Here is a 21551-nt window from a genome sequence, read left to right on the forward strand (position 1 = left end):
AGCATGTTTGATGAAAATCATGGAGTTGACGCATGAATACCTTGGCCATGGTGCCCGGCCCCGCAGGCAACTGCCTGGTGGCCTGGGCCAGCACAACGGTGGACAGCGAACGGGCCGCTCAGACGCTGGCGCAGGCAGGGGTCAAAGCCCGGCTCGCCGCTTGCGCCCAGGTGGAGAAAATCCATTCGCACTATTGGTGGGACGGTCAGTTGCAGCAGGGCGATGAATGGCGCATCACCTGGAAGACCACGCCGCAGCGCTTGCAGGCCTTGCAGCGCGAACTGCTGCCATTGCATCCCTATGCGCTGCCGCAGTGGCTATGGGGGGAAAGCCAGGCCAGCGCGGCGTATGCGGCCTGGGTGGGCGCCGAAGTCAGCGCGCCACTGCAGGCTTGAAAGCCGGTGGCGCTTCGCCAGAGGTATCAGACAGGAGTGACGGCCACCCCCTGGGCGCTCAGCGCTGCCAAGGCCTCGGTGTTGTCCGGGTGGGCATTGGTGATCAAGGTCTGCTGGGCCGAGGGGCAGGCCACCGCATAGCGGCTTCGTACCCCTATCTTGCTGTAGTCGGCCAGCACGAGCATGGACGAGGATTGCTCGGCCATCGCGGTGGCCAGGCTCGCTTCATGTTCGTTGCCAAAGGTGATGCCGTCTTGCGCACTGATGCCCACGGGTGAGAGCAGGGTGACATCGGCGCGGTAGCGGCGGATTTCGTTGAGGGTGACCTCGCCAAAGGTGCAGGGGATTTCCGGGTTGGTGTCACCGCCCAGCAGCACCACGCGCAGGGCATTGGCCGTGCCAGCCGTAGCCTGGGTGCCCGCCAGCTTGAGGGCGACGGTGATGGAGTTGGTGACCACGACCAGGCGACCGATCAGGCTGAGCTCTTCGGCCAGGATGGCCGTGGTGGTGCCGGCATCGACAAACACCATCTGGCCGGGCTGCAGGCGCTTGACCGCCGCCTTGGCGATGGCGCGCTTCTCTGCCACCCGCAGCGCCTGGCGTTGCACAAAAGGGGGCTCGTCCTGGGTGACGCGGGCCACGCCGCCGTGCACCCGCCGCACCAGGCCCATGGATTCGAGGGCCAGCAGGTCCTGGCGCACGGTTTCGCGTGAGACCTGCATGTCCTGGATGAGTCGGTCGGTGCTGAGCCGGTCGATGGAGGCGAGCAGCGACTGGATGCGGACAAAGCGGTCTTCTTGCAGCATGAATGCATTTCCTTGAAGGCGCAGGCGGTTGCGAGGCCTGCGCTATTTTGCAGTACACGCCGCCGCCAAAGCCAGGCCATGCTGGCCTTGACGGCAGCGTGCAGAGGGGGGCTGTGGGCCGCAGCGGCATGCGCTGCGGCGGCAGGCCGTTCAGCGCTGGCGGCGTGCGGCAGCAGCCAGGGCCAGGAACAGCAGCGATGCCAGCAGCAGCGCCAGCGGCTGGTTGGCCGGCACCGGACGGGCCGCTTGCGGCTGGGGCACCACCACATCGGCAGGCACGGCGACCAGCACCGGATCGACGATGGCGCCGTTGACCAGGCCGTCTTCGTCCAGCGGGCCGCCGTCGGTGACGGTGTAGTTGGCGATACCACCGGTGATGCTGGCCCCTGCGATATCGCTGACCACCCGTTGGCCGTCTGCATTCGTGTGGACCTTCATGACCCGGCTGTTGGCGGGCAAGGAGGCCGGCACGCTCAGGCGGACCTGGGCGCTGAAGCCGCTGTGCTCGCAGCCCGAGAGGCTGAATGACACCAGGCCGGTGGCTGCTTTAAGCCCGGCGGGCAGCAGGTCAGCAGGCACGGGGCTGATGCTGGCGTTGGACTGGTCGCAGCGGGTGGCGGCCTGGATGTTCAGATCCAGTGCGGGCAGTCCGCCACCCGGGGTTGGCAGCGTGGTATTGACCAGGTCTTGCACGGGCGGCTGGGGCTCGGGTGCCGGGTTGCCCAGCTCAAACGAGCCTGTCGTGCTCCAGTCGGACCAGTTCAGGTGGGTATCGCGCACCCGCACCCGCCAGTACCAGCGTTCATCCTGGCCCAGTTGCAGCACTTGCGGTGCCTGGCCCTGGAAGGGGTCAAAAGCCGAGCCCTTGCTGCCATCGGGCTGCACCAGCTGCGCATAGCACTGGCGGCCGCCTTGGCGCTCTGCGCCGCTGTCGCCGTCCTCATCCCACTTGTAGCTGCAGCTCCAGCGGTCACGCAGGCTGTTGCCGCCGGCAATGATGGCGGAGCGCAGCTTGCCGCGCGCGCTGCCGGCATCGACGTTCGGGTAGACGCGTTGGGGGTTGGCCAGCAATTGGCCCAGCGGCAGGCGGGCGATGTCGGCATCCTTTTGCGTGTTGACGCGCACCCCGTTCACAAAGGTCCAGTTTTCTCGGCGGGTGTCGTTGCCCCAGATGTCGTAGACAGGCTGGCCGGGGGCAAACTGCGGGTCTTTGGAGAGCTGCCACTGCGCTTCATACAGCGCTGGGCCAGCGCCTGTGCGGTAGGCTAGCTGCACGTTTGCGGGGTTGACCTGGCCGAGCTTGGCTTGCTCCAACGTGGGCTGGAAGGCCAGCGCTTGGCTGGTCACTTCGATGCTGTCGTCCGGTGTGGCACTGGTGGTGGAGGCACCCAGGTCGTAGCGCTTCCAGGTGAGGGCTGGGGTGGCGCTGCCAAAGCGGGCTTCCAAGGTGCCGTAGCCAAAGCTGAGCTTGGTGTTGGCGATGACGTCCAGATCGCTGTCATCGCTTTGCTTGGCGCCTTCCAGCGCGCCGCTGCCCGAGGCCACATTCAGCCAGAGGTGGCGGCTGTTCATGGAGTTGCCACGCTCATAGAAATGCACATGGCCGTTGAGGTTGGCGGTGATGGCGCCGGTCGTGCGGCCATAGTCTTCCATCTGCGCGATGAAATCGCAGGTCGCCATCACCTCGCCCTGGCGCCATTTTTCGCTCAGGCAGGGGTGGTGGTTGAGCAGCACCATATACGGTTTTTTGTCTACGCGGGTCTGCGCCATCAGGCCGGTGAACCAGTTCAGATGCTCCTTCATGTAGTCGGCGCGGAACAGGCCCCGGCCATTGTCATAGCTGGTCCAGCCGCCGGTGTTGTGCATGGCCGAGGCGGGGTTGAAGTCGCTGCCGACAATGCGCATGCCCAGGTAGTCCAGGTGGTACCAGTGCAGCGGGTGCGTGAGCGATCCGTTGGCAGGCATGCGGTTGAAGTATTTGCGGTAGGTCTTGGCCCAGGTTTTCTCAGCACCTGCGCTGGCTTGTTCACCCCCAAAATACTCGTGGTTGCCGGGCGACGGAATCAGCGGCACATAGGCTGAGATGGCGGCCAGCGGGCCGAAGAACTGGTCCTTCCAGTTGCTGCGGCTGCCGCCCGAGCCGACCAGGTCGCCGGGCACCATAAAGCCGGCCAAAGTTTGCGCGCATTGGGCTGCAACGCCTGCGCAGTCGTTGTTGATGACGCCTTGTGTGATGTTTTTGAGGCGGTTGGCCAGGCCATCCTGGGTGTCCGAGACCACGGCGAACTTGGCGCTGGCAACGCCATCGCTCTCACGCGGCCAGGTCTTGAACTGGAAGGGACCTGCCAGCTTGGGTGCTGCGCTGGTGCCTGTGACCACCGCGTACTCATACAGCGTGTTCGATTGCAGGCCGGCGAGATCGGCAAAGAAGATGCTGGCGTCAGCAAAGTCGCCCACCGGGTTGATGGCGGGTGCCAAGGTGTAGGGCCCGGTGCTGCCGGCCTTGCGCCACCAGATGGTGGGCGCCGACTCGGTGGTCTCCAGCATCACGGCCATGTGGTCGGGGCCGGGGTTTTGCAGGCTGGGGCCCACGGTCAGTGCGGGTGCAGTGGCCGTGGTGGGCAGCTTGGCAGGGTCGAAGGGCTTGGGCGGCTCGGCGCTGGTTTGGGTCAGCACCACATCGTCAAGGCCCCAGTACCAGTTGTTGTCGGTGTTCAGGTAGCTAAAGCGCAGGCTGACTTTTTTGGCCGCTGCCGGGGCGCTGAAGGCCAGGCTCTCGGACTGGTTCAGGCGCGAGCTGCTGGTCTCCTGCAGCAAGGTCTGCACGCTGCTGTCATCAAACACGGCCTCGACCTTGATGCTCTCTTTTTTGGTAGAGCCTATTTGGAAATGGTTGAGAAAGGCGAGCGTGTAGCTCTTGCCCCCCGCCACTGCAATGCCGGGGCTTTCCATCACCGTGTTGAAGAACAGACCGCTGGTCGGGCGCAGGCCGTCGGACTCGGCGACCGCGATCTTGCCGCTGGCCTTGCTGAGCTTGGCGCGCTCGCCACCCGAAACCTGGGCCGTCCAGTAGGCGGGCGTCACAAACTTCCAGCCCAGCCAGGGCAGCTTGGCTGCTGCCGAGCGGCCACTGGTGGGCACCGTCTCCGCGTTTTCCAGGCGCAGGGTCCAGCCGGCGGGGCCGGTCGTGCCCAGACCGGTGGGTGCATCCGCGCCCGCCGCATCAAAATTCTCGCTAAAGACCACCGTTTGGGCCAGGGCCAGTCCGCTGACTGCCCAGAGCCCGGCCGCACATAGGTGCCGCAAGCTTGCTAATTTCATGAAACCTCCTGCCGTCAAGGCCGATGTGGTGAATGCATGTTTTCACCAGGAAGTGCAAAAAATAGCAAATTTGCATGAAACTACAATGACGCCGGCCAAGAAAAAGCCCTGCCGTTGTTGGCAGGGCTTGGGCAGCAGTGTCTTGCTGTGGGCCGCGATCAGGCCAGCAGTGCCTGGGCAAATTCCTTGGCGCTGAAGGTCTCCAGGTCTTCGACCTTTTCTCCGACACCAATGAAATACACGGGGATGGGGCGTTCTTGCGCAATGGCGGCCAGCACGCCGCCCTTGGCCGTGCCGTCGAGCTTGGTAACGATCAGGCCGGTCAGTTGCAAGGCATCGTCAAAGGCGCGCACCTGGTTCAGGGCGTTCTGCCCGGTGTTGCCATCGATGACCAGCAGCACCTGGTGCGGTGCGCTGGCATCGGCCTTGGTGACCACGCGCTTGATCTTCTTGAGCTCTTCCATCAGGTGCAGCTGGGTGGGCAGGCGGCCGGCGGTATCGACCAGCACGACATCCTTGCCACGGGCCTTGCCAGCGGTCACGGCATCAAAGCTGACGGCAGCCGGGTCGCCGCCTTCCTGGCTGATGATCTCGACCGTGTTGCGTGTGGCCCAAACCCCCAGTTGCTCACGCGCCGCAGCGCGGAAGGTGTCGGCAGCGGCCAGCAGCACGCTTTGTCCGGCATCGGCCAGGTGCTTGGTCAGCTTACCGATCGACGTGGTCTTGCCTGCGCCATTGACACCGGCCACCATGATGACCGTGGGGCTGTGCTCGCCAATGACCAGCGGTTTCTCTAGCGGCGCCAGCAGATCGGCCAGCGCGCTGGCCAGCAGGTCTTTGACGGCAGCCGGGTCGGTGGTCTTGCTGTCCTTGACGCGTTGCTTGAGGTCTTCGAGCAGATGCGTGGTCGCCTTGACGCCGGTATCGGCCATCAGCAGCGCCTCTTCCAGCTCTTCATAGAGCTGTTCATCGATCTGGGTGCCGGTGAACACCGTGGCAATGCTGGAGCCGGTTTTGCGCAGGCCGCTCTTCAAGCGGTTCATCCAGCTGTCGCGGCTGCTTGCAGGCTCGGGTGCTATAGTGATAGGAGCTACCGACGCCTGTGGAGCCTGCGTAGATGGGTTTTTTGGGGCGGTGTCCGCGGGCACCGATGCCGGAGCTGCGGCCTTGCCGCCCAGGCCCAGGCCGCGCAGCCAGCCCGCTTTGGCGGGCTCGGCAGCCACGGGGCTCTGCGGCTCTGCCGTCACCTTGGTGGGGTTTGGGGTCACGGGGGTCTGCAACGGCGCCTGTGGAGGCGCTGACACAGGCGCTGGCTCAGGCACCGACACGGGGGCGGGCTCTTGCCCTGCGGGCGGGAGGAGGGGGGCTGCGTCGGCAGCGGGAGATTTTTTCTTGAAAAAACTGAACATTGTGCGCTACGTAGAATCAGCCTATTTTATGAAACGTTCCACCATTTTGCTGGCCTTGATGGCCTCCCTGGGCGCTGGGGCTTCTTCGGCTCTCGCCGCGTCGCCATTGTCCACCCCTGCGATAGCCTCCAATTCTGCGGGTGCCCAGCAGTTCAAGCTGTCCAACGGCATGGACCTGATCGTACAGCCAGACAAGCGTGCCCCCACGGCAGTGCACATGGTCTGGGTGCGGGTGGGCTCGATGGACGAGGTGGATGGCCGCTCGGGCCTGGCCCATGCGCTGGAACACATGATGTTCAAGGGCACGCCTGCCGTGCCACCGGGAGATTTCTCGCGCAAGGTCGCGGCGCTGGGCGGGCAGGACAATGCCTTTACCAACCGCGACTATACCGGTTACTACCAGCAGATCCCTTCGGGCAAGCTCGAAGACGTGATGCGCCTGGAGTCGGACCGCTTTGCCAACAACCAGTGGCCCGACAGCGAGTTCAAAAAAGAGATCGAGGTCATCAAGGAAGAGCGGCGCATGCGCACCGATGACAACCCGCGCGCTAGCCTGATGGAGCAGCTCAATGCCGCAACCTGGCAGGCTTCGCCTTACCACCGTCCGGTGATCGGCTGGATGGGCGATCTGGACTCCATGCACCCCGATGATGCCCGCCAGTTCCACAAGGCCTGGTATGTGCCCGAGAACGCCGTGGTGGTGGTGGCCGGCGATGTGGATGTAGCGCAGGTTCGTGCGCTTGCCGAGAAATACTACGGCAGCATCCCCGCCCGTGCGCTGCCAGAGCGCAAGCCCCGGCCCGAGCCGCTGCAAAAGGGCGAGCGCCGGCTGGATTACAAGGCGCCTGCCGAGCAGGCCTATGTGTTGATGAGCTTCAAGGTGCCTGATCTGCGCAACCTGGTCGAGCCCCAGGACAGCGACAAGGATGCGATGGCGCTGTTGATGCTGGGCTCTGTGCTGAGCGGCTATGACGGTGCGCGCCTGGATCGCAACCTGACCCAGGGTGCGGGCCGCGTGGCCGATGCCGCCTTCAGCGGCGCCAGCGTGGTCAACCGGGGACCTTCCACCTTCTTGCTGGGTGGCGTGCCATCGCAAGGCAAAACCGCCAAGGATGTGGAGACCGCCTTGCGCGCCGAGGTGGCCCGCGTGGCCAAGGACGGCGTGGGCGAGGCCGAGCTGGCCCGGGTGCGTACCCAGTGGCAGGCCTCTACCGTCTATGAACGCGACTCGGTGTTTGGCCAGGCCAATGACCTGGGCTCCAACTGGGTGCTGGGCTTGCCGCTGGACGCCAATGACAAGCTGCTGGCATTGATGAAGACCGTGACGGCAGCGCAGGTGCAGGCGGTGGCTGCGCGCTATTTTGGCGATGACCAGATGACGGTGGGCACCTTGGTGCCCCAGCCACTGACCGATGCCGATCGCGCTGCGCAAAAACGCAGTGGCGCCGCAACCAAGGATGGCGCGGTTCACTGACCGCATTCCCCCGGATGGCTGGCGCGGTGCTTGCGCGCCCGCTCCCTATTGTTTTCACCAGGCCTTGCAAGCGTTTGCGCAGGGCCCTGGCTAGCAGAGATATCCATGCGAAACTTTTTTTGCAAAACACTGGTCGGCGGCGCAGCAGCCTTGCTGGCCTCTCATTCGGCCTGGGCCTTGCTGCCTATCGAGCATTGGACGCAGGACGGCGGCGCCCAGGTCTGGCTGGTCAACAGCCCCACCATCCCGATGGTGGATGTGCAGCTGAACTTTGATGCGGGCAGCCGGCGTGACCCGGCCGACCAGGCGGGGCTGGCGAATGCGGCTGCGCTGATGGCCTCCAAGGGCGTCAAGGCCCAGGCGGGTGCCCCTGCGCTGGACGAGAACGCCGTGGGCGAGGCCTGGGCCGATCTGGGTGCAAGCTTTGGGGCCGGTGCCAGCAATGATGCACTGACTTTTTCGCTGCGCTCCTTGAGCGATGCCAGTCTGCTGAACCGCGCGGCCGATCTGGCCGCCCGCCAGATGACCCAGCCCAGCTACGACGATGCCGTCTGGCAGCGCGAGCGCGAGCGCTGGAATGCCGCCATCAAGGAGGGCAATACCCGCCCCGCCGTCGTGGCCGGCCGCGCCTTCAACAAGGCTGTTTTTGGCAGCCATCCCTACGGTCTGCGTGCCACCGAAGAGACCCTGGCCCAGATCAATCCGGGCGTGATGCAGCAGTACCTGGCGCGTTCGGTAGATGCCTGCCGCGCCAAGGTGACCTTGGTTGGCGCGCTGGACAAGGCCCAGGCCGATGCCCTGGTCAAGCGCCTGCTGGCCCAGATGCCTGCCACACCCAAGGCGCAGTGCGCGGCACCCGCCGAGGTGCCGCCAGTGCCGCCGCTGGCCAAGGCCGATGAGATCAAGATTGCTTTTGACTCGGCCCAGGCCCAGGTGCTGCTGGGCCAGCCCGGCATCCGCCGTGCCGATCCGGATTTTCTGGCGGTGCTGGTGGGCAACCAGATTTTGGGCGGTGGTGGCTTTGCATCGCGGCTGATGGAAGAGGTGCGTGAAAAGCGTGGCCTGGTCTACGGCGTGTATTCCTCGTTCAACCCGGGGCTGGATGCGGGCGCTTTCCAGATCGGTTTGCAGACCCGGCCTGACCAGGCAGCCGAGGCACTGAAGGTGACGCGTGAGGTGCTGAGCCAGTTCATCGCCATGGGCCCGACCGACAAGGAGTTGCGCGATGCCAAGGACAACCTGATCGGCGGTTTTGCGCTGCGGGTGGACAGCAATGCCAAGCTCTTGGGCAATGTGACCAATATCGCCTGGAACGGCCTGCCACTGGACTACCTGGACCACTGGACCGACCGGGTCGAGGCGCTGAGCGTGGAGGATGTGCGCAAGGCCATGGCACGCATGGTGCAGCCGGACAAGCAAGTGACCGTCGTTTTGGGAGCAAAACCATAATGGGACGCAGTGCCATCAAAAGTGAAAGTGCGCTGCGCGCACTGGTGCAAAAAGCCGCAGCCGCTGCCCAGGCCGCAAGCGATGCGGCACCCGCCCGCAAGGGGGGCAGCAGCAATGCCGCCCGGGTGGCCGCGCCTGCTGCCGGTGAAATCCGCATCATTGGCGGCCAGTGGCGCCGCACCAAGCTGGCGGTCTTGACCCGCCCCGATCTGCGGCCCACCCCGGACCGTGTGCGCGAGACCTTGTTCAACTGGCTGGGGCAGGACCTGGCCGGTTGGCGCTGCCTCGATGCCTTTGCCGGTACCGGCGCGCTGGGGCTGGAGGCCGCGTCGCGCCATGCCACCTTGGTGCGCATGGTGGAGTCGGATGTGCAGCTGGCCGCACAGATCAAACAACTGGCCCAGAAGCTGGGCGCCACGCAAGTGGAGGTGAGCCGGGGCGATGCACTGGCTGCGCTGCAGGCCTACCCCGCGCACTGGGACCTGATCTTTCTCGATCCGCCATTCTCTGGCCAGCTGTTCCTGCCGGCGCTCAAGGCGGCGCAGGCCGCCGTGACCGCGCAGGGATTCATCTACCTGGAAGCGCCCGAGGCTTGGGGCGATGAGGCCTTGGCCGAGCTGGGCCTGGTGCGCTACCGCTACTTGAAGGCTGGCGCCGTGCACGCGCATCTGCTCAAGAAGGCCGAGGCCGCACCCGACTGAGCGGGAATGCCTGCCGGGTAGAGGGTGGTGGCAGAAATGGTTTATGCTGCGCTGCAATGTGCCAGGTGACTGGCACGACGATGATGCTTTGCAGGAGACAGACATGACACTGGCCATCTACCCAGGCACCTTTGATCCCATGACCCTGGGCCACGAAGACGTGGTGCGCAGGGCCTACCAGCTGTTTGGCAATGTGATTGTGGCGGTCGCCGAGGGCCACCACAAGAAGACCATGTTCTCGCTCAAGGAGCGCATGGACATGGCGCGCGAAGCCGTCAAGCACTACCCCAGCGTGCGGGTGGAGAGCTACTCGGGCCTGCTGCGTGATTTTGTCGTGGCTCAAGGCGGCAACGCGATTGTGCGCGGCTTGCGCGCGGTGACCGACTTTGACTACGAGTTCCAGCTCGCCGGCATGAACCGCTCATTGATGCCCGATGTGGAGGCTGTGTTCCTGACCCCCAGCACCCGCTACCAGTTCATCAGCAGCACCTTTGTGCGTGAGATTGCGATGCTCAGCGGCGAGGTCGACAAGTTTGTCTCGCCCTATGTGGCCCAGGAGCTGCAGCGCAAGGTGGCCGAGCGCAAGGCCCAGGAGGGCTGAGCTCGCGCTGGCGGCCGCTATGTGGTGCTAGTAGGCCAACCTGCCACCGGTTCCCTGTGACGACAACACGGTGCTCGCATGGCTGTCAATGGCATGGGGGCGCCGCACGATGTCATGCACATAGCGCAGCTTTTGCAAAGCGCCGGCCGACACGGCAAAGGGGTAGGCATCTTGCTGGCCCAGGCTGCGGTTGAGGCTGTTGAGCAGCAAGGTCACCGGCACCCACTGTGCGACCATGTGTTCAAAGCTGGGTGGTGGCTCGGTGAACGGGTCGCCAATGCTCACGGACTGGGCATCGGCGCTGCCGGTCATGGTCAGCCCGGTGTGGTAGCTCGCTGCGGTCTCCAGCACATCCACCATGTGCAGATAATGGGCCCAGGATTCTGCCCAATCCTCCCAAGGGTGGGCACTGGCATAGGCGCTGACATGGTGGGCGCTCCACTGCATGTACTGGGGCGGATTGGCGTAATAGAACTCCAAAGCCTGGGGATAGCTCTGGCGCTCATCGCCAAAGAGCTGGCGAAAGCTGTCAAGCTCGCCTCCATCGCGCACCAGCTTGTCCCAGAAGAAATGCCCCGATTCATGGCGCAGATGGCCTAGCAAGGTGCGGTAGGGCTCATACAGTGCCACACGGCGGCGAACGCGCTCATCGTCATCCGCTTCTGCAATATTGATGGTGATGATGCCGTTGGCATGGCCTGTGACCACGGGCGGTTGGTCCACCATGTCGGCAAGAAACTGGTAATGGGGTGTCCAGTGGGCGTGCTCAGGGTGCAGGCCCAGGCGCGCGAGCGTGTAGTAAAGCCGCCTTTTGGCGCTTTCCAGCTTTTGCCAGCGCAAGGTGTTACCAGCAACGGACAGATCGGGCAGCACCAGGGTTTGCCTGCAGGCACTGCAGAGGCTGTACGGCTCATGCGCGGGGATTGCAAAGTTGCAGACCTGGTACTGGTCCCGGTTGGCGCACATGCGGTAGAGCTGCGCGCTGGTGGAGGTCCGGGCGGTTATGCGCTGCCACTGCAGTGCTGGGGTGCCGGGCGCGGGGGCAAGCTGGTTGCCTTGCTCCATGGGAACCATCGCGCCCAAATCGCCACAATCGGGTAGGTAGGCCAGCGCTGCACCACAGTTCACACAGTGCACGCTTTCAAAAAAAACCAGATGACCGCATTGGTCGCAGTGGAACAGGCGCATGGGACTAGCTTACCTCATCGACAGGTGATTGACCATGCTTTGCCACCGGCGCTGGGCCCGCGTGCAAGCGGCGAAAAAAATGCCAGCCGGCATGTACCGGCTGGCATCTGGGTCTGAGGCCGCAGACGGCCTGGACTTATTGCTTGACGATCAGGCTGTTGCGCACTTCGGTCACGCCCTTGACGCCGCGTGCGATTTGACCAGCGCGGTCCTTCTCGGATTGCGACTTGGCGAAACCGGACAGCTGGACAATGCCGCCATCAATGGTCTTGACGTTGATGGAGCTCGCGGAGGTTTCCTTGTCTTCTGCCAGCTTGGCCTTGACCGCGGTGGTCACGGCGGAGCCATCGATGTATTCACCCACGGTTTCTTGCTTGCGGGCCACGGAGCAGCCAGTGGCCATCACCAGGGTTGCGCCAGCGAATGCAGCGATAGCGATAGTACGGGAGAGTTTCATTTTTTGTTTCCTCGCAAAGTGTTGTTGGGGTGCTTGAAAATCGATCGGCATCTGCACCGCACTTATCCGTTTTATGCCGATAGATACTTGAATTGAAATCAGTCGCGGCGGCGGGTTGCCATGATGACCAGGGTGGCCAAGGCGGCACCTGCAGCCATGGCGATCGCCATCGACTTGCCGGGTTGGTCAGACACGTACTCGGTTGCACGCTCCTGGGCACGGTAGAACTGCTCACGTGCACGGTGCGAGGAGTCTGCCGCTACACCGATGCTGCGCTCAGCCCAGTCTTGTGCACGCGAGGCGAGGTGGTCGATCGAATGGTTTTTTTCATGGCCGTATTCATCGATGGCACGCTCTGCCTTTTGGGCTGCAGACTTCACAGCGCGGCGGGTTTGGCTCACTGCCTTGTCAGCGCCTTCGAGCACGTCGTTAGCGGTCTCTTCCACTTTGTCCACAGCGTCCTTGGCAATTTTTTCGGTATCCATGAAATAGCCTCTTTCTATGATGTTCAATGAAGATGTTGCAGTGTACGTTGACCTGCACCTGCTTGATAAATGTATCCTTAGGTGCGCACCGGTTCAAGCGATGGTCGGCGGCTATTTTTTCAGCAGGCCCATCAGGAACGATGCCACGGCCAGCACAATGAAAATAACGAACAGGATCTTGGCAATGCCTACGGCGCTGGCCGCGATACCGCCAAATCCGAAGACGGCCGCAATCAGTGCAATGACCAGGAAGACAACAGCGTAATGCAGCATATTTTTCTCCTCATGTTGTTTGCTGTGCAAGAAGGTGCGAGCAATGACTGCATTCTGGAGGCTGTCGCGGGGCGGTCTTGCCAGTAGGTGCGAAGAACGGGTGTAGGACGGTTCTTGCGATTGCGGCGGGCGCGGCCCTGGGCCGCTGCCGCGCCAGCCTGGTGCCGCCCTCGCAGCATGCGCGAGGTGCCCGCGTAAGGGCCGCTGAGTGGCCTGGATGGAGGCCCTCAGCTTTGCGGCAGGTTGGCGGAGATGGTGGTGCCTTGCTGAGGGGCGGATGCGATGTGCAGACGCCCGCCACTGGCCTCGATGCGGTGGCGCATGCCCGCCAGGCCGTGCGAGTTGGGGTGGGCTTGGCTGGGGTCGAAGCCAACGCCGTCATCGCGCACCTGCACGAACACATGCTTGGGATGGTTTTGCAGGCTGATGAGCACATTGCTCGCATGGGCGTACTTGCCGATGTTGGTGAGCGATTCCTGGATCAGGCGGTAGATGCTCAGCTGCATGGCCTCGGGCACATTGATCTGCTCCAGACTCAGCTCTACAGCCACATTGCTGCTGTCGGAAAACTCTTTGCCCAGAATCTCTAGCGAGGCCGTCAAGCCGAGGTTGGACAGCGAGGAGGGGCGCAGGTTCTCAATGATGCTGCGCTTGAGGGCAATGCCGCTGTTGAGCGTTTCAATCAGGTGTTTGATGCGCTCCTGTACATCGGGTGCCGTCATGTCAATCTTGGATTTGAGGCGTGCCACATCGAGCTTGGCGGTCGTCAGCAAGGCGCCTAGCTCGTCGTGCAGCTCGCGGGCCAGGTGGGCGCGCTCGTCCTCACGCACTTGCTGCAAGTGGGTGGCCAGCTCTGCCAGGTTGGCGGTACGCTGGCGCACCTGTTTTTCCAGCTGGTCGCGCTCGTCCTCCAGCATTCTTTGCTCACGCAGCATGAGGCCGGTGATACGGTTGGACTGGCGCAGGTAGAGGTAAAAGGCCAGCAGACCCACCACGCTGACTACCGCGATACCCAGGCGCGCGAGTGTCAGGGATTTGAGAATCTCTGCCTCGTTGTGCATGCGCCTTTCGTTGCTGTGGATCACCAGCTCGTTGCTGAGCTTGCGCATGGTGTCCATCGTGGCCTGGGCTTCGGGGCTCTTGACCAAGAAGCGCCAGGCGGCCTCCATGCCTTCGCGCCTGAGCGCAATGCTGGTGTCCATCTGGTTCAGGCGTTTGGCCACTTCACGGCCCAGCATCGATGAGGTTTGCAGATCTTCGGGGAACACGCTGTAGATGGCGCGCAGTTCGTCAATCGCGTTGTTGACGTTGGTGGAGGCCTGCTGGTAAGCGACGAGGTTGCTGTCTTCGCCGCTCAGCAGGTAGCCGCGGGCATGGGTTTCTGCATCCACCACCTGCTGCATCAGCTTGTCCAAGGTGGTGCGGGTCTGGTAAGTGACCGTGAGGTTCTGCAGGGAGTCATGGGACCGGTAATAACCGGCCTCGTTGATACCGATCAGCACGGCAGCGGCCAAGAAGGCGGCTGGCAAACTGATGGCCCATTTGCGTAAGCGAGACCAACGCATGGAGCTTCCTTTTTTAGATGGTTTTTGGTTTATGCGAGTGATAATAGAGCAAACTTTGGGCAGCGCCTGCGTCTGGCAGGTGCTGCAGTTTGCGCTGCATGAGGGGATATATGATTAAAGTTGGTATCGTCGATGACCATGCGATTGTGCGCTCTGGCCTCAAGCAATTTCTGGCCGAGCATGTCGACTTGCGCGTGGTGGGTGAAGCCTCCAACGGCCGCGAAGCCATTGACCTGGTGCGCAAGGAGGAGATCGATGTTCTGATCATGGACTTGTCCATGCCCGGGCAAAGCGGTATCGACGCCTTGGCCATGCTGCGTGCCAAGGCACCGGACATGGGTATTCTTATTTTGAGCGGCTACCCTGAAGCCCACTACGCCATCAACCTGATCCGGCAGGGGGCCAGTGGTTACCTCAACAAAGAGTGTGATCCGGCCGAGATTGTGGAGGCGCTGCGCACCATCTCGCTGGGCAAGCGCTACCTGACGCCGTCGGTCGCTGATTTGCTGGCCCAGCAACTGCACCGCAAGGAAGATGCACCGCCCCATGAGCAGCTGTCCGAGCGGGAATTCCAGGTGTTTTTGAAATTGGCCCGGGGCGAGACGGCGGGCAATATTGCCGATCAGCTGTCGCTGAGCGTCAAGACGGTGAGCACCTACCGCACGCGCCTGATGGAAAAGATGGGCCTGGCATCGAACAGCGACCTGACCTATTACGCGCTCAAAAATGGCTTGATCGACTGACAGGGCCTGTGCCCCAGCACCAAGCGGCCTCAAAAGGCCGCTTTTTTGTGGCCGATGACGGGGTGGGAGAAAGGGCGTCACTGCAGCTGGGACGAACGCTCCATGCAGTAGTCAATCAGTGCATCGATGTCCTCGGATTTGTCGAACACGCGGTTGGCGCCCAACAAGGCGCAGCGTTCGCGCATGCTGGGGGTTGCATAGTTGCTCAGGATGACCAGGTGCTGGTGCGGGGCACGTTCCTGGAGCTTTTCCAAAACCCCCAGGCCGCTGCCTTCCAGCAAGAAGATATCCACCACGGCCAGGTCCCAATCCTCGCTGGGATTGCTGAGCCAGGAGGTGGCGTCAGACTCCGTGCTGGCATGCCCAACGGTCTCCACCTGGGCCAGATCTTCCAAAGTGGCTATCAGGTTATCGCGGATGGTCTTGTTGTCTTCAACCAGATAAGTTTTCAAACGGCGATGCATATACGGGTACACGTGTGTGTCTTACCGTAACAATGATAGCAACAAGCCATGTGAAAACCATCAGCCGGAGAGGAGGCTGCCGGTAGGACAAAGCCTCGAAGGTTTAATGTAGATCTATAAAGTCATACAAAAAATGACTAATAAACCGTTCTAGGCGGTGTGCAAGCGGCTGCACACCGGGCACAGCGGATTGCGTGCGACCTGCATGGTGTTCCATTCCATGTCTTTGAGCTCCAGCATCATCAAGCGGCCATCCAGGCTGTGCCCAATGCCGGCAATGAGCTTGAGCGCTTCGGCCGCTTGCATGGTACCAATAATGCCCACCAAGGGGGCAAAAACCCCCATGCTCGAACAGCTGGCTTCTTCAAAGGTCTCCTCGGGGGAGAACAGGCAGGCGTAGCAGGCGGCGCCATGGCGCCGCCTGTCGAACACGCTGATCTGGCCGTCAAAGCGGATGGCCGCACCGCTCACCAGGGGCTTGGCCTGCGCCACGCAGGCGGCATTGATGGCTTGGCGCGTGCGGTAGTTGTCTGTGCAGTCCAGCACCACGCTGGCATCGGCCACCAAGGTCTGCAGGCGCTGCTGGTCCACGCGCTCCTGCACGGTGCTGATCTGCACATGGGGATTGATCGCCAGCAAACTCGCTGCGCAGGAGCTGACCTTGGCCTGGCCCACGCGCTCGGTGGTGTGCGCAATCTGGCGTTGCAGATTGGTCAGGTCCACGCGGTCATCGTCCACCAGGGTAATGCGGCCCACGCCCGCCGATGCCAGGTACATGGCCGCTGGGCTGCCCAGGCCGCCCGCGCCCACCACCACGGCGTGTGCGGCCAAGATGGCCTCCTGGCCTTCGATACCGATCTCGTCCAGAAAAATATGGCGAGAGTAGCGCAGTAGTTGCTCGTCGTTCATGGGGCCTATTGTCGGAAAAAACAAAGGCCGCAGCAGGAAGTCTGCTTGCGGCCTTTTGGCAGAGCGGGAAGGCTTACTTCTTGGGCTCGGGGGTGGGCAGCTTGGTGTCGTCCGTGGAGGACGCGGGCTTGTCGGCCAGGCTGGCTTTGTCCTCGTCCTTTTTCTCGGCCGGGCGCTCGGTCTTGGTCTGGCTCACCTGCACGGGCTCACCCTTGAGTTGGTGCAGTGCTTGTTGCAATTGGAAATCTTTTTCCGAACCAAATTCCGGTGGGCGGCGCTCGGACGCGGGCTTCTTGCTTTCTTCGTCCAGGCGTTTCAGTGCCGCTTCGCGGGCTTTCTCGCGGGCTTCGTCCTTGACTTCAGGGCCTTGGCCGCTGGACAAGTGCTTTTCCAGATCCGCTTCGCGGGTGCGCAGGGCGGCAAACAAATCACCTTCGGCCGACTCGTCGACCATGATGTCCGGCACGATGCCCTTGGCCTGGATCGACTTGCCGCTTGGCGTGTAGTAACGCGCGGTGGTCAGCTTGATGCCGGTGTCCGGGCCCAATGGCCGCACGGTCTGCACCGAGCCCTTGCCAAAGGTCTGGGCGCCCATGATGGTGGCACGTTTGTGGTCTTGCAGGGCGCCCGAGACGATCTCGGAAGCCGATGCCGAGCCTTCGTTGACCAGCACGACCAGCGGAATGTTCTTGATGGCGGCAGGCAGCGAACGGATGGGGTCGCTGCCACGGCGCGCGTAGAACTCGGGCGAGGCGCGGAAGATGGCCTTGCTTTCGGCCAATTGGCCGTCCGTGGTCACCACGGTCACATTCGGCTGCAGGAAGGCGGCCGAGATGGCCACGGCTGCATCCAGCAGGCCGCCGGGATCATTGCGCAGATCCAGCACCAAGCCCTTCAGGTTCGGGTCTTGCTTGTACAGCTCGTCGACCTTGCGGACAAAATCGTCAACGGTGCGTTCCTGGAACTGCGAGACACGCACCCAGCCGTAGCCCGGCTCGACCATCTTGGCCTTGACGGACTGGGTTTTGATCTCGGTGCGGGTGATCGTGACGGGGAAGCTGCGGCTCTCGTCCTTGCGCAAGATGGTCAGCACCACCTTGGTATTGGGCTCGCCGCGCATGCGTTTGACGGCATCGTTGAGCGACAGGCCCTTGACTGCCGTGTCATCGATCTTGGTGATCAGGTCGTTGGTTTTGAGGCCGGCGATGTCGGCGGGCGATCCTTCGATCGGCGAGACAATGCGGATCAGGCCATCTTCCTGGGTGATCTCGATGCCGACACCGACGAACTTGCCGCTGGTGCCTTCCTGAAACTCGCGGAAAGACTTCTTGTCGAAGTACTGCGAGTGGGGGTCCAGGCCCGAGACCATGCCGGAGATAGCGTCGGTGATGAGCTTTTTGTCATCGGCTGGCTCGACATAGTCGGTCTTGATCAGGCCGAATACGGCAGACAGCTGCTGGATTTCTTCCAGCGGCATGGGCGACATGACGCCCCTTGCCACCGTCTGCAAAGACACGGTGGTGAGCGCGCCGGCGACCACGCCCAGTGAAACCCAGCCGGCAATCTTCAATTTTTGGCCCATATGCTTAGAACTTTCTATAGCGTGCCAATATACACCCAAGCGCCTGTGCTGACGTAGCAGTGCCCAGGATTCTGGCTGTTAAGACAACTATTTACCTTCGGTCGCTGTCCGCCGTTGCTGGTGGCCCAGATCGGAGTCCGGGCGCAGGGCTGGAGTTCCCGCTTTTTCTCAGGCCTGCGCGCCTCTGGGACAGCGGCAGGCCCTGGGTTTGCTCCAAGCGGGTGTGCTTATTGCTTATGCCTTGCCTTGCGAGGCCACGGCGGCAGCTGCCTTGGCGGCGGCTTCGGCATCGCCCAGGTAGTAATGGCGCAGCGGCTTCAAGTTGGCGTCCAGCTCATAGACCAGCGGAATGCCGTTGGGGATGTTCAGGTTCACGATGTCGTTGTCGGAGACGCCGTCGAGGAACTTCACCAGTGCGCGGATGGAGTTGCCATGGGCGGCAATCACCACCCGCTCACCGCGTTGGATGGCCGGCGCAATGGCCTCGTTCCAGAAAGGCACCACGCGATCGACCGTGTCCTTGAGGCATTCGGTCAGCGGCACGTGGTTTGCAGCGTCGGCATAGCGGCGGTCCGTCTTTTCGCTGCGCGGGTCGCCTGACTCCAATGCCGGCGGCGGCGTGTCATAGCTGCGGCGCCAGACCAGCACCTGCTCGTCGCCAAACTTCTTGGCTGTTTCTGCCTTGTTGAGGCCTTGCAGCGCGCCATAGTGGCGCTCGTTGAGCTGCCAGCACTTTTGCACCGGCAGCCAGGTGCGGTCCATCTCGTCGAGGGTGTGCCACAGGGTGCGGATGGCGCGCTTGAGCACGCTGGTATAGGCCACATCGAAGTCATAGCCCTCGGCCTTGAGCAACTGGCCGGCTTGCTTGGCTTGCGCCACGCCAGTGTCAGTCAAGTCCACATCGGTCCAGCCGGTGAAACGGTTTTCCAGGTTCCAGGTCGATTCACCATGGCGAATCAGTACAAGCTTGTACATGCAATCCTCGTGCGATAGTCAAAAATCGGTGCGTGCCGCTGGCGGGCCGGGTACAGGGCCGGGGGTCCGCTGCATTCACAATGGCGCCGATTGTAGAGGCAGGCTTAAATCCCAGGGGCTTGCAAAGCTTGCCCAGGCGCGCCGGCTGCCGTGCTAAAGGCTTTTATCGTGCAACGGCACGGAGGCCCTTTTAGAATGTGCGGCTGTTTGAGCATTTTTTGACAAGGGACTTGTGTGAACTTTCTGATCGACAACTGGTATCTGATCGTATTGGTACTGGGCTCGGGCGCGATGCTGATGATGCCTGCCATGAAGAGCATGGGCGGCGGCACGCTGACGCCGGCCAATGCCGTGGCGCTGATCAACCGCGAAAAAGCCGTGGTGGTGGATGTGTCTGATGCGCAGGAATTTGGCGCTGGTCACATCAGCAATGCCAAGAATGTTCCGCTGGACCAGCTCGAAGCGCAGCTGCCCAATGTCGTCAAGAACAAGGCCTTGCCGCTGATCCTCGTGTGTGCGCAGGGCCAGCGCTCGCAGCGTGCCGTGGCCGTGGCCAAGAAGCTGGGCTATGCCAATGTGCAAGCCCTGGCCGGTGGCATGAAGGGCTGGCGTGCAGCGAGCATGCCCCTCAAAAAGGCTTGATTTCTGGGGTTTCGGCCCCAGATGCAGCGTTTAGACATCAATGAATGGCTGCTGGCCTCTTGCAGGCCTCAGCCACAGGACACTTCCATGCAAGCTGTAAAGATGTACACCACCGCCTACTGCCCTTATTGCACGCGCGCCAAGCAAGTGCTGCAAGCCAAAGGGGTGGAGCAGATCGAAGAAATCCGGATCGACAGCGATCCCGAGCAGCGTGCCGTGATGATGGAGAGCACCGGGCGCCGCACCGTGCCGCAAATCTTCATTGGCGACACGCATGTAGGCGGCTGCGATGACCTGATTGCGCTAGACCAGCGCGGAGGGTTGGTGCCGCTGCTCCAATCCTGAGACCCTTCAGCGCGTTCGGCATGTCCCTCTACGCGGGGGACGGTGCATGTCGGCGCTGTCAATTTGCCATTGCATAATGGCAGGCTGCATGCGAGGGGCGCACACCGGGCGGCATCGCAGGCTCCATCCATTCCATTTTCTAGCGAAAGACAGACAACCATGGCGGATCAAGAAAATCCCGTGTTCCAAATTCAACGCGTGTACCTGAAGGACGCGTCGCTGGAACAACCCAACTCGCCAGCTATTTTGTTGGAGCAAACCCAGCCTAGCGTGGACATCCAGCTGGGTGTGGAAGCCACCCCCGTGGCCGATGGCATCTACGAAGTGGCCGTGACCGCCACCGTGCAGACCAAGATTGAAGACAAGACCGTGTTCCTGGTGGAAGCCAAGCAAGCCGGTATCTTTGAAATCCGTGGCATCCCGGAAGACCAGATGGGCGCCGTGATCGGCGTGGCTTGCCCACAGATCGTCTACCCTTACCTGCGCGGCAACGTGGCCGATATCGTGACCCGCGCTGGCTTCCCGCCTGTGCACCTGGCTGAAATCAACTTCCAGGCCATGTACGAACAGCAACAAGCCCAGGCCAATGGCGCTGGCGCAGGTGCCGCACTGGCGCAGTAATCGCTGCTGCGCTGCCCATAAGCATCTGTTCACGATCTAAGGCCTTGCAGTCTCGGTTGCAAGGCCTTTGTTGTATCTGCTGGGGAAGCAGTTGCAGGCAGCGCCACCGTTTGAGTTGATGTGAGAAGGGGTTGTGGCTATGAAAATCTTGGTGATTGGCGCTGGCGCCTGGGGAACGGCGTTGGCCATGCATGCGGCATCGCGCCACCAGGTGCAGCTCTGGGCCCGTGATGCCGAGCAGGCCCGGCACCTGCAAACCCGCCGTGAGAACCAGCGCTATTTGCCAGGCATCCGCTTGCCCGATGCGCTGGAGGTGTGCAGCGGCGATCTGCAAGCCCTGGTGGCCCAGGCCGAGCTGATTGTGCTGGGCACGCCGATGGCGGCACTGCGCAGTGGCCTGGCCATGCTGCGCGACTGCCAGGTGCCGGTGGCCTGGCTCAGCAAGGGCTTTGAAGCCGTGCCCGACGATGCCCCTGCCGGCAGCCATGGGCTGCTGGGCAACGAGGTCTGTGCCCAGGTGGCGCCGGCGCTGCATGCCGGCGTACTGAGCGGCCCCAGCTTTGCGCAAGAAGTAGCCCAGCACCAGCCTACCGCGTTGGTGGCGGCCAGCCGCCATGCCGATGTGCGCGAGGCGCTGGTAGCCGCCTTCCATGGCGACAATTTACGGGTCTATGCCAATGACGACATCAGCGGTGTCGAGGTGGGCGGCGCCGTCAAGAACGTGCTGGCCATTGCCACGGGCTTGTGTGACGGCCTGAACCTGGGGCTGAACGCCCGTGCGGCGCTGGTAACCCGAGGCCTGGCCGAGATGACGCGCCTGGGCGTGGCGCTGGGCGCGCAAACCGACACCTTTATGGGCCTGTCGGGTCTGGGTGATCTGGTGCTGACCGCTACCGGTGACCTGTCGCGCAACCGCAAGATCGGCCTGTTGCTGGCCCAGGGCCAGAGCCTGGCGCAGGCGGTGCAGTCGCTCGGCCATGTGGCCGAAGGCGTTTACAGCGCCCGCACCGTGCTGCAGCGCGCCCAGAAGCTGGGGGTAGACATGCCCATCACCGCCGCCGTGGTGGCCTTGCTCGATGGCAGCCTGTCGGCCCCCGATGTGGTGCAGGCGTTGATGGGGCGCGAGCCCCGCGCTGAATAAGCGGG

General features: G+C 62.7%; 22 protein-coding genes. 10 read left to right on the forward strand and 12 right to left on the reverse strand.

What is annotated here, in order from left to right; all coding sequences use genetic code 11:
* The first annotated feature begins 32 nt into the window (after positions 1 to 32).
* Entirely contained in the window at positions 33 to 395 is a 363-nt protein-coding gene (gene cutA, locus M2375_RS17155; protein ID WP_259169093.1) for a divalent-cation tolerance protein CutA, read from the forward strand.
* A gap of 26 nt (positions 396 to 421) precedes the next feature.
* Here cutA and M2375_RS17160 read toward each other — a convergent pair whose 3' ends face one another.
* The 3 genes from M2375_RS17160 to ftsY all read right to left on the reverse strand — a co-directional run bounded on the left by M2375_RS17160 (position 422) and on the right by ftsY (position 5931).
* A complete protein-coding gene (locus M2375_RS17160; RefSeq protein ID WP_259169094.1) occupies positions 422 to 1201 on the reverse strand; it encodes a DeoR/GlpR family DNA-binding transcription regulator in 780 nt (259 codons plus the stop codon).
* Between the two features lie 150 nt (positions 1202 to 1351).
* Entirely contained in the window at positions 1352 to 4522 is a 3171-nt protein-coding gene (locus M2375_RS17165) for a metallophosphoesterase (protein ID WP_259169095.1), read from the reverse strand.
* 158 nt (positions 4523 to 4680) lie between these two features.
* The gene (gene ftsY, locus M2375_RS17170; RefSeq protein ID WP_310473185.1) at positions 4681 to 5931 is read right to left on the reverse strand and encodes a signal recognition particle-docking protein FtsY; all 1251 of its coding nucleotides are present in this window, start codon (positions 5929 to 5931) and stop codon (positions 4681 to 4683) included.
* Positions 5932 to 5959: 28 nt separating this feature from the next.
* Here ftsY and M2375_RS17175 point away from each other — a divergent pair, with 28 nt between their 5' ends.
* The 4 genes from M2375_RS17175 (at position 5960) to coaD (ending at position 10156) form a co-directional block, all read left to right on the forward strand.
* Positions 5960 to 7405, forward strand: a complete 1446-nt coding sequence (locus tag M2375_RS17175; protein WP_259169096.1) for a pitrilysin family protein — start codon at positions 5960 to 5962, stop codon at positions 7403 to 7405.
* 105 nt (positions 7406 to 7510) lie between these two features.
* Positions 7511 to 8854, forward strand: a complete 1344-nt coding sequence (locus M2375_RS17180; protein ID WP_259169097.1) for a pitrilysin family protein — start codon at positions 7511 to 7513, stop codon at positions 8852 to 8854.
* Positions 8854 to 9555 (forward strand): 16S rRNA (guanine(966)-N(2))-methyltransferase RsmD, encoded by a 702-nt coding sequence (rsmD, locus tag M2375_RS17185; RefSeq protein WP_259169098.1) that lies wholly within the window; start codon positions 8854 to 8856, stop codon positions 9553 to 9555. Before M2375_RS17180 ends, rsmD begins: the two co-directional genes overlap by 1 nt.
* A gap of 103 nt (positions 9556 to 9658) precedes the next feature.
* Entirely contained in the window at positions 9659 to 10156 is a 498-nt protein-coding gene (gene coaD, locus M2375_RS17190) for a pantetheine-phosphate adenylyltransferase (protein WP_259169099.1), read from the forward strand.
* Between the two features lie 27 nt (positions 10157 to 10183).
* Here the strand turns inward: coaD and M2375_RS17195 are convergent, their stop codons facing one another.
* The 5 genes from M2375_RS17195 to M2375_RS17215 form a co-directional block, all read right to left on the reverse strand.
* Complete coding sequence (locus M2375_RS17195) at positions 10184 to 11344, reverse strand: putative zinc-binding metallopeptidase (protein WP_259169100.1); 1161 nt, start codon at positions 11342 to 11344, stop codon at positions 10184 to 10186.
* A 136-nt stretch (positions 11345 to 11480) separates the two neighbouring features.
* Positions 11481 to 11801: a BON domain-containing protein gene (locus tag M2375_RS17200; RefSeq protein ID WP_259169101.1), complete on the reverse strand. Its 321-nt coding sequence runs from the start codon at positions 11799 to 11801 to the stop codon at positions 11481 to 11483.
* 98 nt (positions 11802 to 11899) lie between these two features.
* The gene (locus M2375_RS17205; protein WP_259169102.1) at positions 11900 to 12286 is read right to left on the reverse strand and encodes a hypothetical protein; all 387 of its coding nucleotides are present in this window, start codon (positions 12284 to 12286) and stop codon (positions 11900 to 11902) included.
* Positions 12287 to 12397: 111 nt separating this feature from the next.
* The gene (locus tag M2375_RS17210) at positions 12398 to 12559 is read right to left on the reverse strand and encodes a DUF1328 domain-containing protein (protein ID WP_021026244.1); all 162 of its coding nucleotides are present in this window, start codon (positions 12557 to 12559) and stop codon (positions 12398 to 12400) included.
* Positions 12560 to 12786: 227 nt separating this feature from the next.
* A complete protein-coding gene (locus M2375_RS17215; protein ID WP_259169104.1) occupies positions 12787 to 14124 on the reverse strand; it encodes a CHASE3 domain-containing protein in 1338 nt (445 codons plus the stop codon).
* Positions 14125 to 14234: 110 nt separating this feature from the next.
* Between M2375_RS17215 and M2375_RS17220 the strand changes: the two genes are divergently transcribed.
* A complete protein-coding gene (locus tag M2375_RS17220; RefSeq protein ID WP_259169105.1) occupies positions 14235 to 14867 on the forward strand; it encodes a response regulator transcription factor in 633 nt (210 codons plus the stop codon).
* A 77-nt stretch (positions 14868 to 14944) separates the two neighbouring features.
* On the opposite strand, the gene M2375_RS17225 is transcribed toward M2375_RS17220, so the two are convergent.
* From M2375_RS17225 to gpmA, 4 genes are all read right to left on the reverse strand, one after another.
* Entirely contained in the window at positions 14945 to 15331 is a 387-nt protein-coding gene (locus tag M2375_RS17225) for a response regulator (protein ID WP_259169106.1), read from the reverse strand.
* Positions 15332 to 15481: 150 nt separating this feature from the next.
* Entirely contained in the window at positions 15482 to 16240 is a 759-nt protein-coding gene (locus M2375_RS17230; RefSeq protein WP_259169109.1) for a HesA/MoeB/ThiF family protein, read from the reverse strand.
* A 73-nt stretch (positions 16241 to 16313) separates the two neighbouring features.
* Complete coding sequence (locus tag M2375_RS17235; protein WP_259169110.1) at positions 16314 to 17822, reverse strand: S41 family peptidase; 1509 nt, start codon at positions 17820 to 17822, stop codon at positions 16314 to 16316.
* Between the two features lie 234 nt (positions 17823 to 18056).
* The gene (gene gpmA, locus M2375_RS17240) at positions 18057 to 18797 is read right to left on the reverse strand and encodes a 2,3-diphosphoglycerate-dependent phosphoglycerate mutase (protein WP_259169112.1); all 741 of its coding nucleotides are present in this window, start codon (positions 18795 to 18797) and stop codon (positions 18057 to 18059) included.
* 234 nt (positions 18798 to 19031) lie between these two features.
* On the opposite strand from gpmA, the gene M2375_RS17245 reads away from it, so the two are divergent.
* From M2375_RS17245 to M2375_RS17260, 4 genes are all read left to right on the forward strand, one after another.
* Positions 19032 to 19439 (forward strand): rhodanese-like domain-containing protein, encoded by a 408-nt coding sequence (locus M2375_RS17245; RefSeq protein ID WP_259169113.1) that lies wholly within the window; start codon positions 19032 to 19034, stop codon positions 19437 to 19439.
* Between the two features lie 87 nt (positions 19440 to 19526).
* Positions 19527 to 19784 carry a glutaredoxin 3 gene (gene grxC, locus M2375_RS17250; RefSeq protein WP_259169115.1) on the forward strand — a complete coding sequence of 86 codons (258 nt, stop codon included), beginning with the start codon at positions 19527 to 19529 and terminating at the stop codon, positions 19782 to 19784.
* 159 nt (positions 19785 to 19943) lie between these two features.
* Positions 19944 to 20405 carry a protein-export chaperone SecB gene (secB, locus tag M2375_RS17255; RefSeq protein WP_182327102.1) on the forward strand — a complete coding sequence of 154 codons (462 nt, stop codon included), beginning with the start codon at positions 19944 to 19946 and terminating at the stop codon, positions 20403 to 20405.
* A gap of 139 nt (positions 20406 to 20544) precedes the next feature.
* On the forward strand, positions 20545 to 21546 hold the full coding sequence (locus tag M2375_RS17260) for an NAD(P)H-dependent glycerol-3-phosphate dehydrogenase (RefSeq protein WP_259169116.1): 1002 nt from the start codon (positions 20545 to 20547) through the stop codon (positions 21544 to 21546).
* Positions 21547 to 21551: the final 5 nt, after the last annotated feature.

Source organism: Comamonas sp. BIGb0152 (assembly GCF_024809975.1).
Classification (GTDB): Bacteria; Pseudomonadota; Gammaproteobacteria; order Burkholderiales; family Burkholderiaceae_C; genus Comamonas.

Coding starts and splice junctions, on each gene's coding strand:
- M2375_RS17215 (WP_259169104.1), bottom strand. CDS start 14,124: ATGCGTTGGTCTCGCTTACGCAAATGGGCCATCAGTTTGCCAGCCGCC.
- M2375_RS17175 (WP_259169096.1), top strand. CDS start 5,960: ATGAAACGTTCCACCATTTTGCTGGCCTTGATGGCCTCCCTGGGCGCT.
- M2375_RS17235 (WP_259169110.1), bottom strand. CDS start 17,822: ATGGGCCAAAAATTGAAGATTGCCGGCTGGGTTTCACTGGGCGTGGTC.
- grxC (WP_259169115.1), top strand. CDS start 19,527: ATGCAAGCTGTAAAGATGTACACCACCGCCTACTGCCCTTATTGCACG.
- M2375_RS17180 (WP_259169097.1), top strand. CDS start 7,511: ATGCGAAACTTTTTTTGCAAAACACTGGTCGGCGGCGCAGCAGCCTTG.
- M2375_RS17205 (WP_259169102.1), bottom strand. CDS start 12,286: ATGGATACCGAAAAAATTGCCAAGGACGCTGTGGACAAAGTGGAAGAG.
- ftsY (WP_310473185.1), bottom strand. CDS start 5,931: ATGTTCAGTTTTTTCAAGAAAAAATCTCCCGCTGCCGACGCAGCCCCC.
- M2375_RS17260 (WP_259169116.1), top strand. CDS start 20,545: ATGAAAATCTTGGTGATTGGCGCTGGCGCCTGGGGAACGGCGTTGGCC.
- M2375_RS17220 (WP_259169105.1), top strand. CDS start 14,235: ATGATTAAAGTTGGTATCGTCGATGACCATGCGATTGTGCGCTCTGGC.
- M2375_RS17165 (WP_259169095.1), bottom strand. CDS start 4,522: ATGAAATTAGCAAGCTTGCGGCACCTATGTGCGGCCGGGCTCTGGGCA.
- M2375_RS17195 (WP_259169100.1), bottom strand. CDS start 11,344: ATGCGCCTGTTCCACTGCGACCAATGCGGTCATCTGGTTTTTTTTGAA.
- rsmD (WP_259169098.1), top strand. CDS start 8,854: ATGGGACGCAGTGCCATCAAAAGTGAAAGTGCGCTGCGCGCACTGGTG.
- coaD (WP_259169099.1), top strand. CDS start 9,659: ATGACACTGGCCATCTACCCAGGCACCTTTGATCCCATGACCCTGGGC.
- M2375_RS17230 (WP_259169109.1), bottom strand. CDS start 16,240: ATGAACGACGAGCAACTACTGCGCTACTCTCGCCATATTTTTCTGGAC.
- M2375_RS17210 (WP_021026244.1), bottom strand. CDS start 12,559: ATGCTGCATTACGCTGTTGTCTTCCTGGTCATTGCACTGATTGCGGCC.
- M2375_RS17200 (WP_259169101.1), bottom strand. CDS start 11,801: ATGAAACTCTCCCGTACTATCGCTATCGCTGCATTCGCTGGCGCAACC.
- gpmA (WP_259169112.1), bottom strand. CDS start 18,797: ATGTACAAGCTTGTACTGATTCGCCATGGTGAATCGACCTGGAACCTG.
- cutA (WP_259169093.1), top strand. CDS start 33: ATGAATACCTTGGCCATGGTGCCCGGCCCCGCAGGCAACTGCCTGGTG.
- secB (WP_182327102.1), top strand. CDS start 19,944: ATGGCGGATCAAGAAAATCCCGTGTTCCAAATTCAACGCGTGTACCTG.
- M2375_RS17225 (WP_259169106.1), bottom strand. CDS start 15,331: ATGCATCGCCGTTTGAAAACTTATCTGGTTGAAGACAACAAGACCATC.
- M2375_RS17160 (WP_259169094.1), bottom strand. CDS start 1,201: ATGCTGCAAGAAGACCGCTTTGTCCGCATCCAGTCGCTGCTCGCCTCC.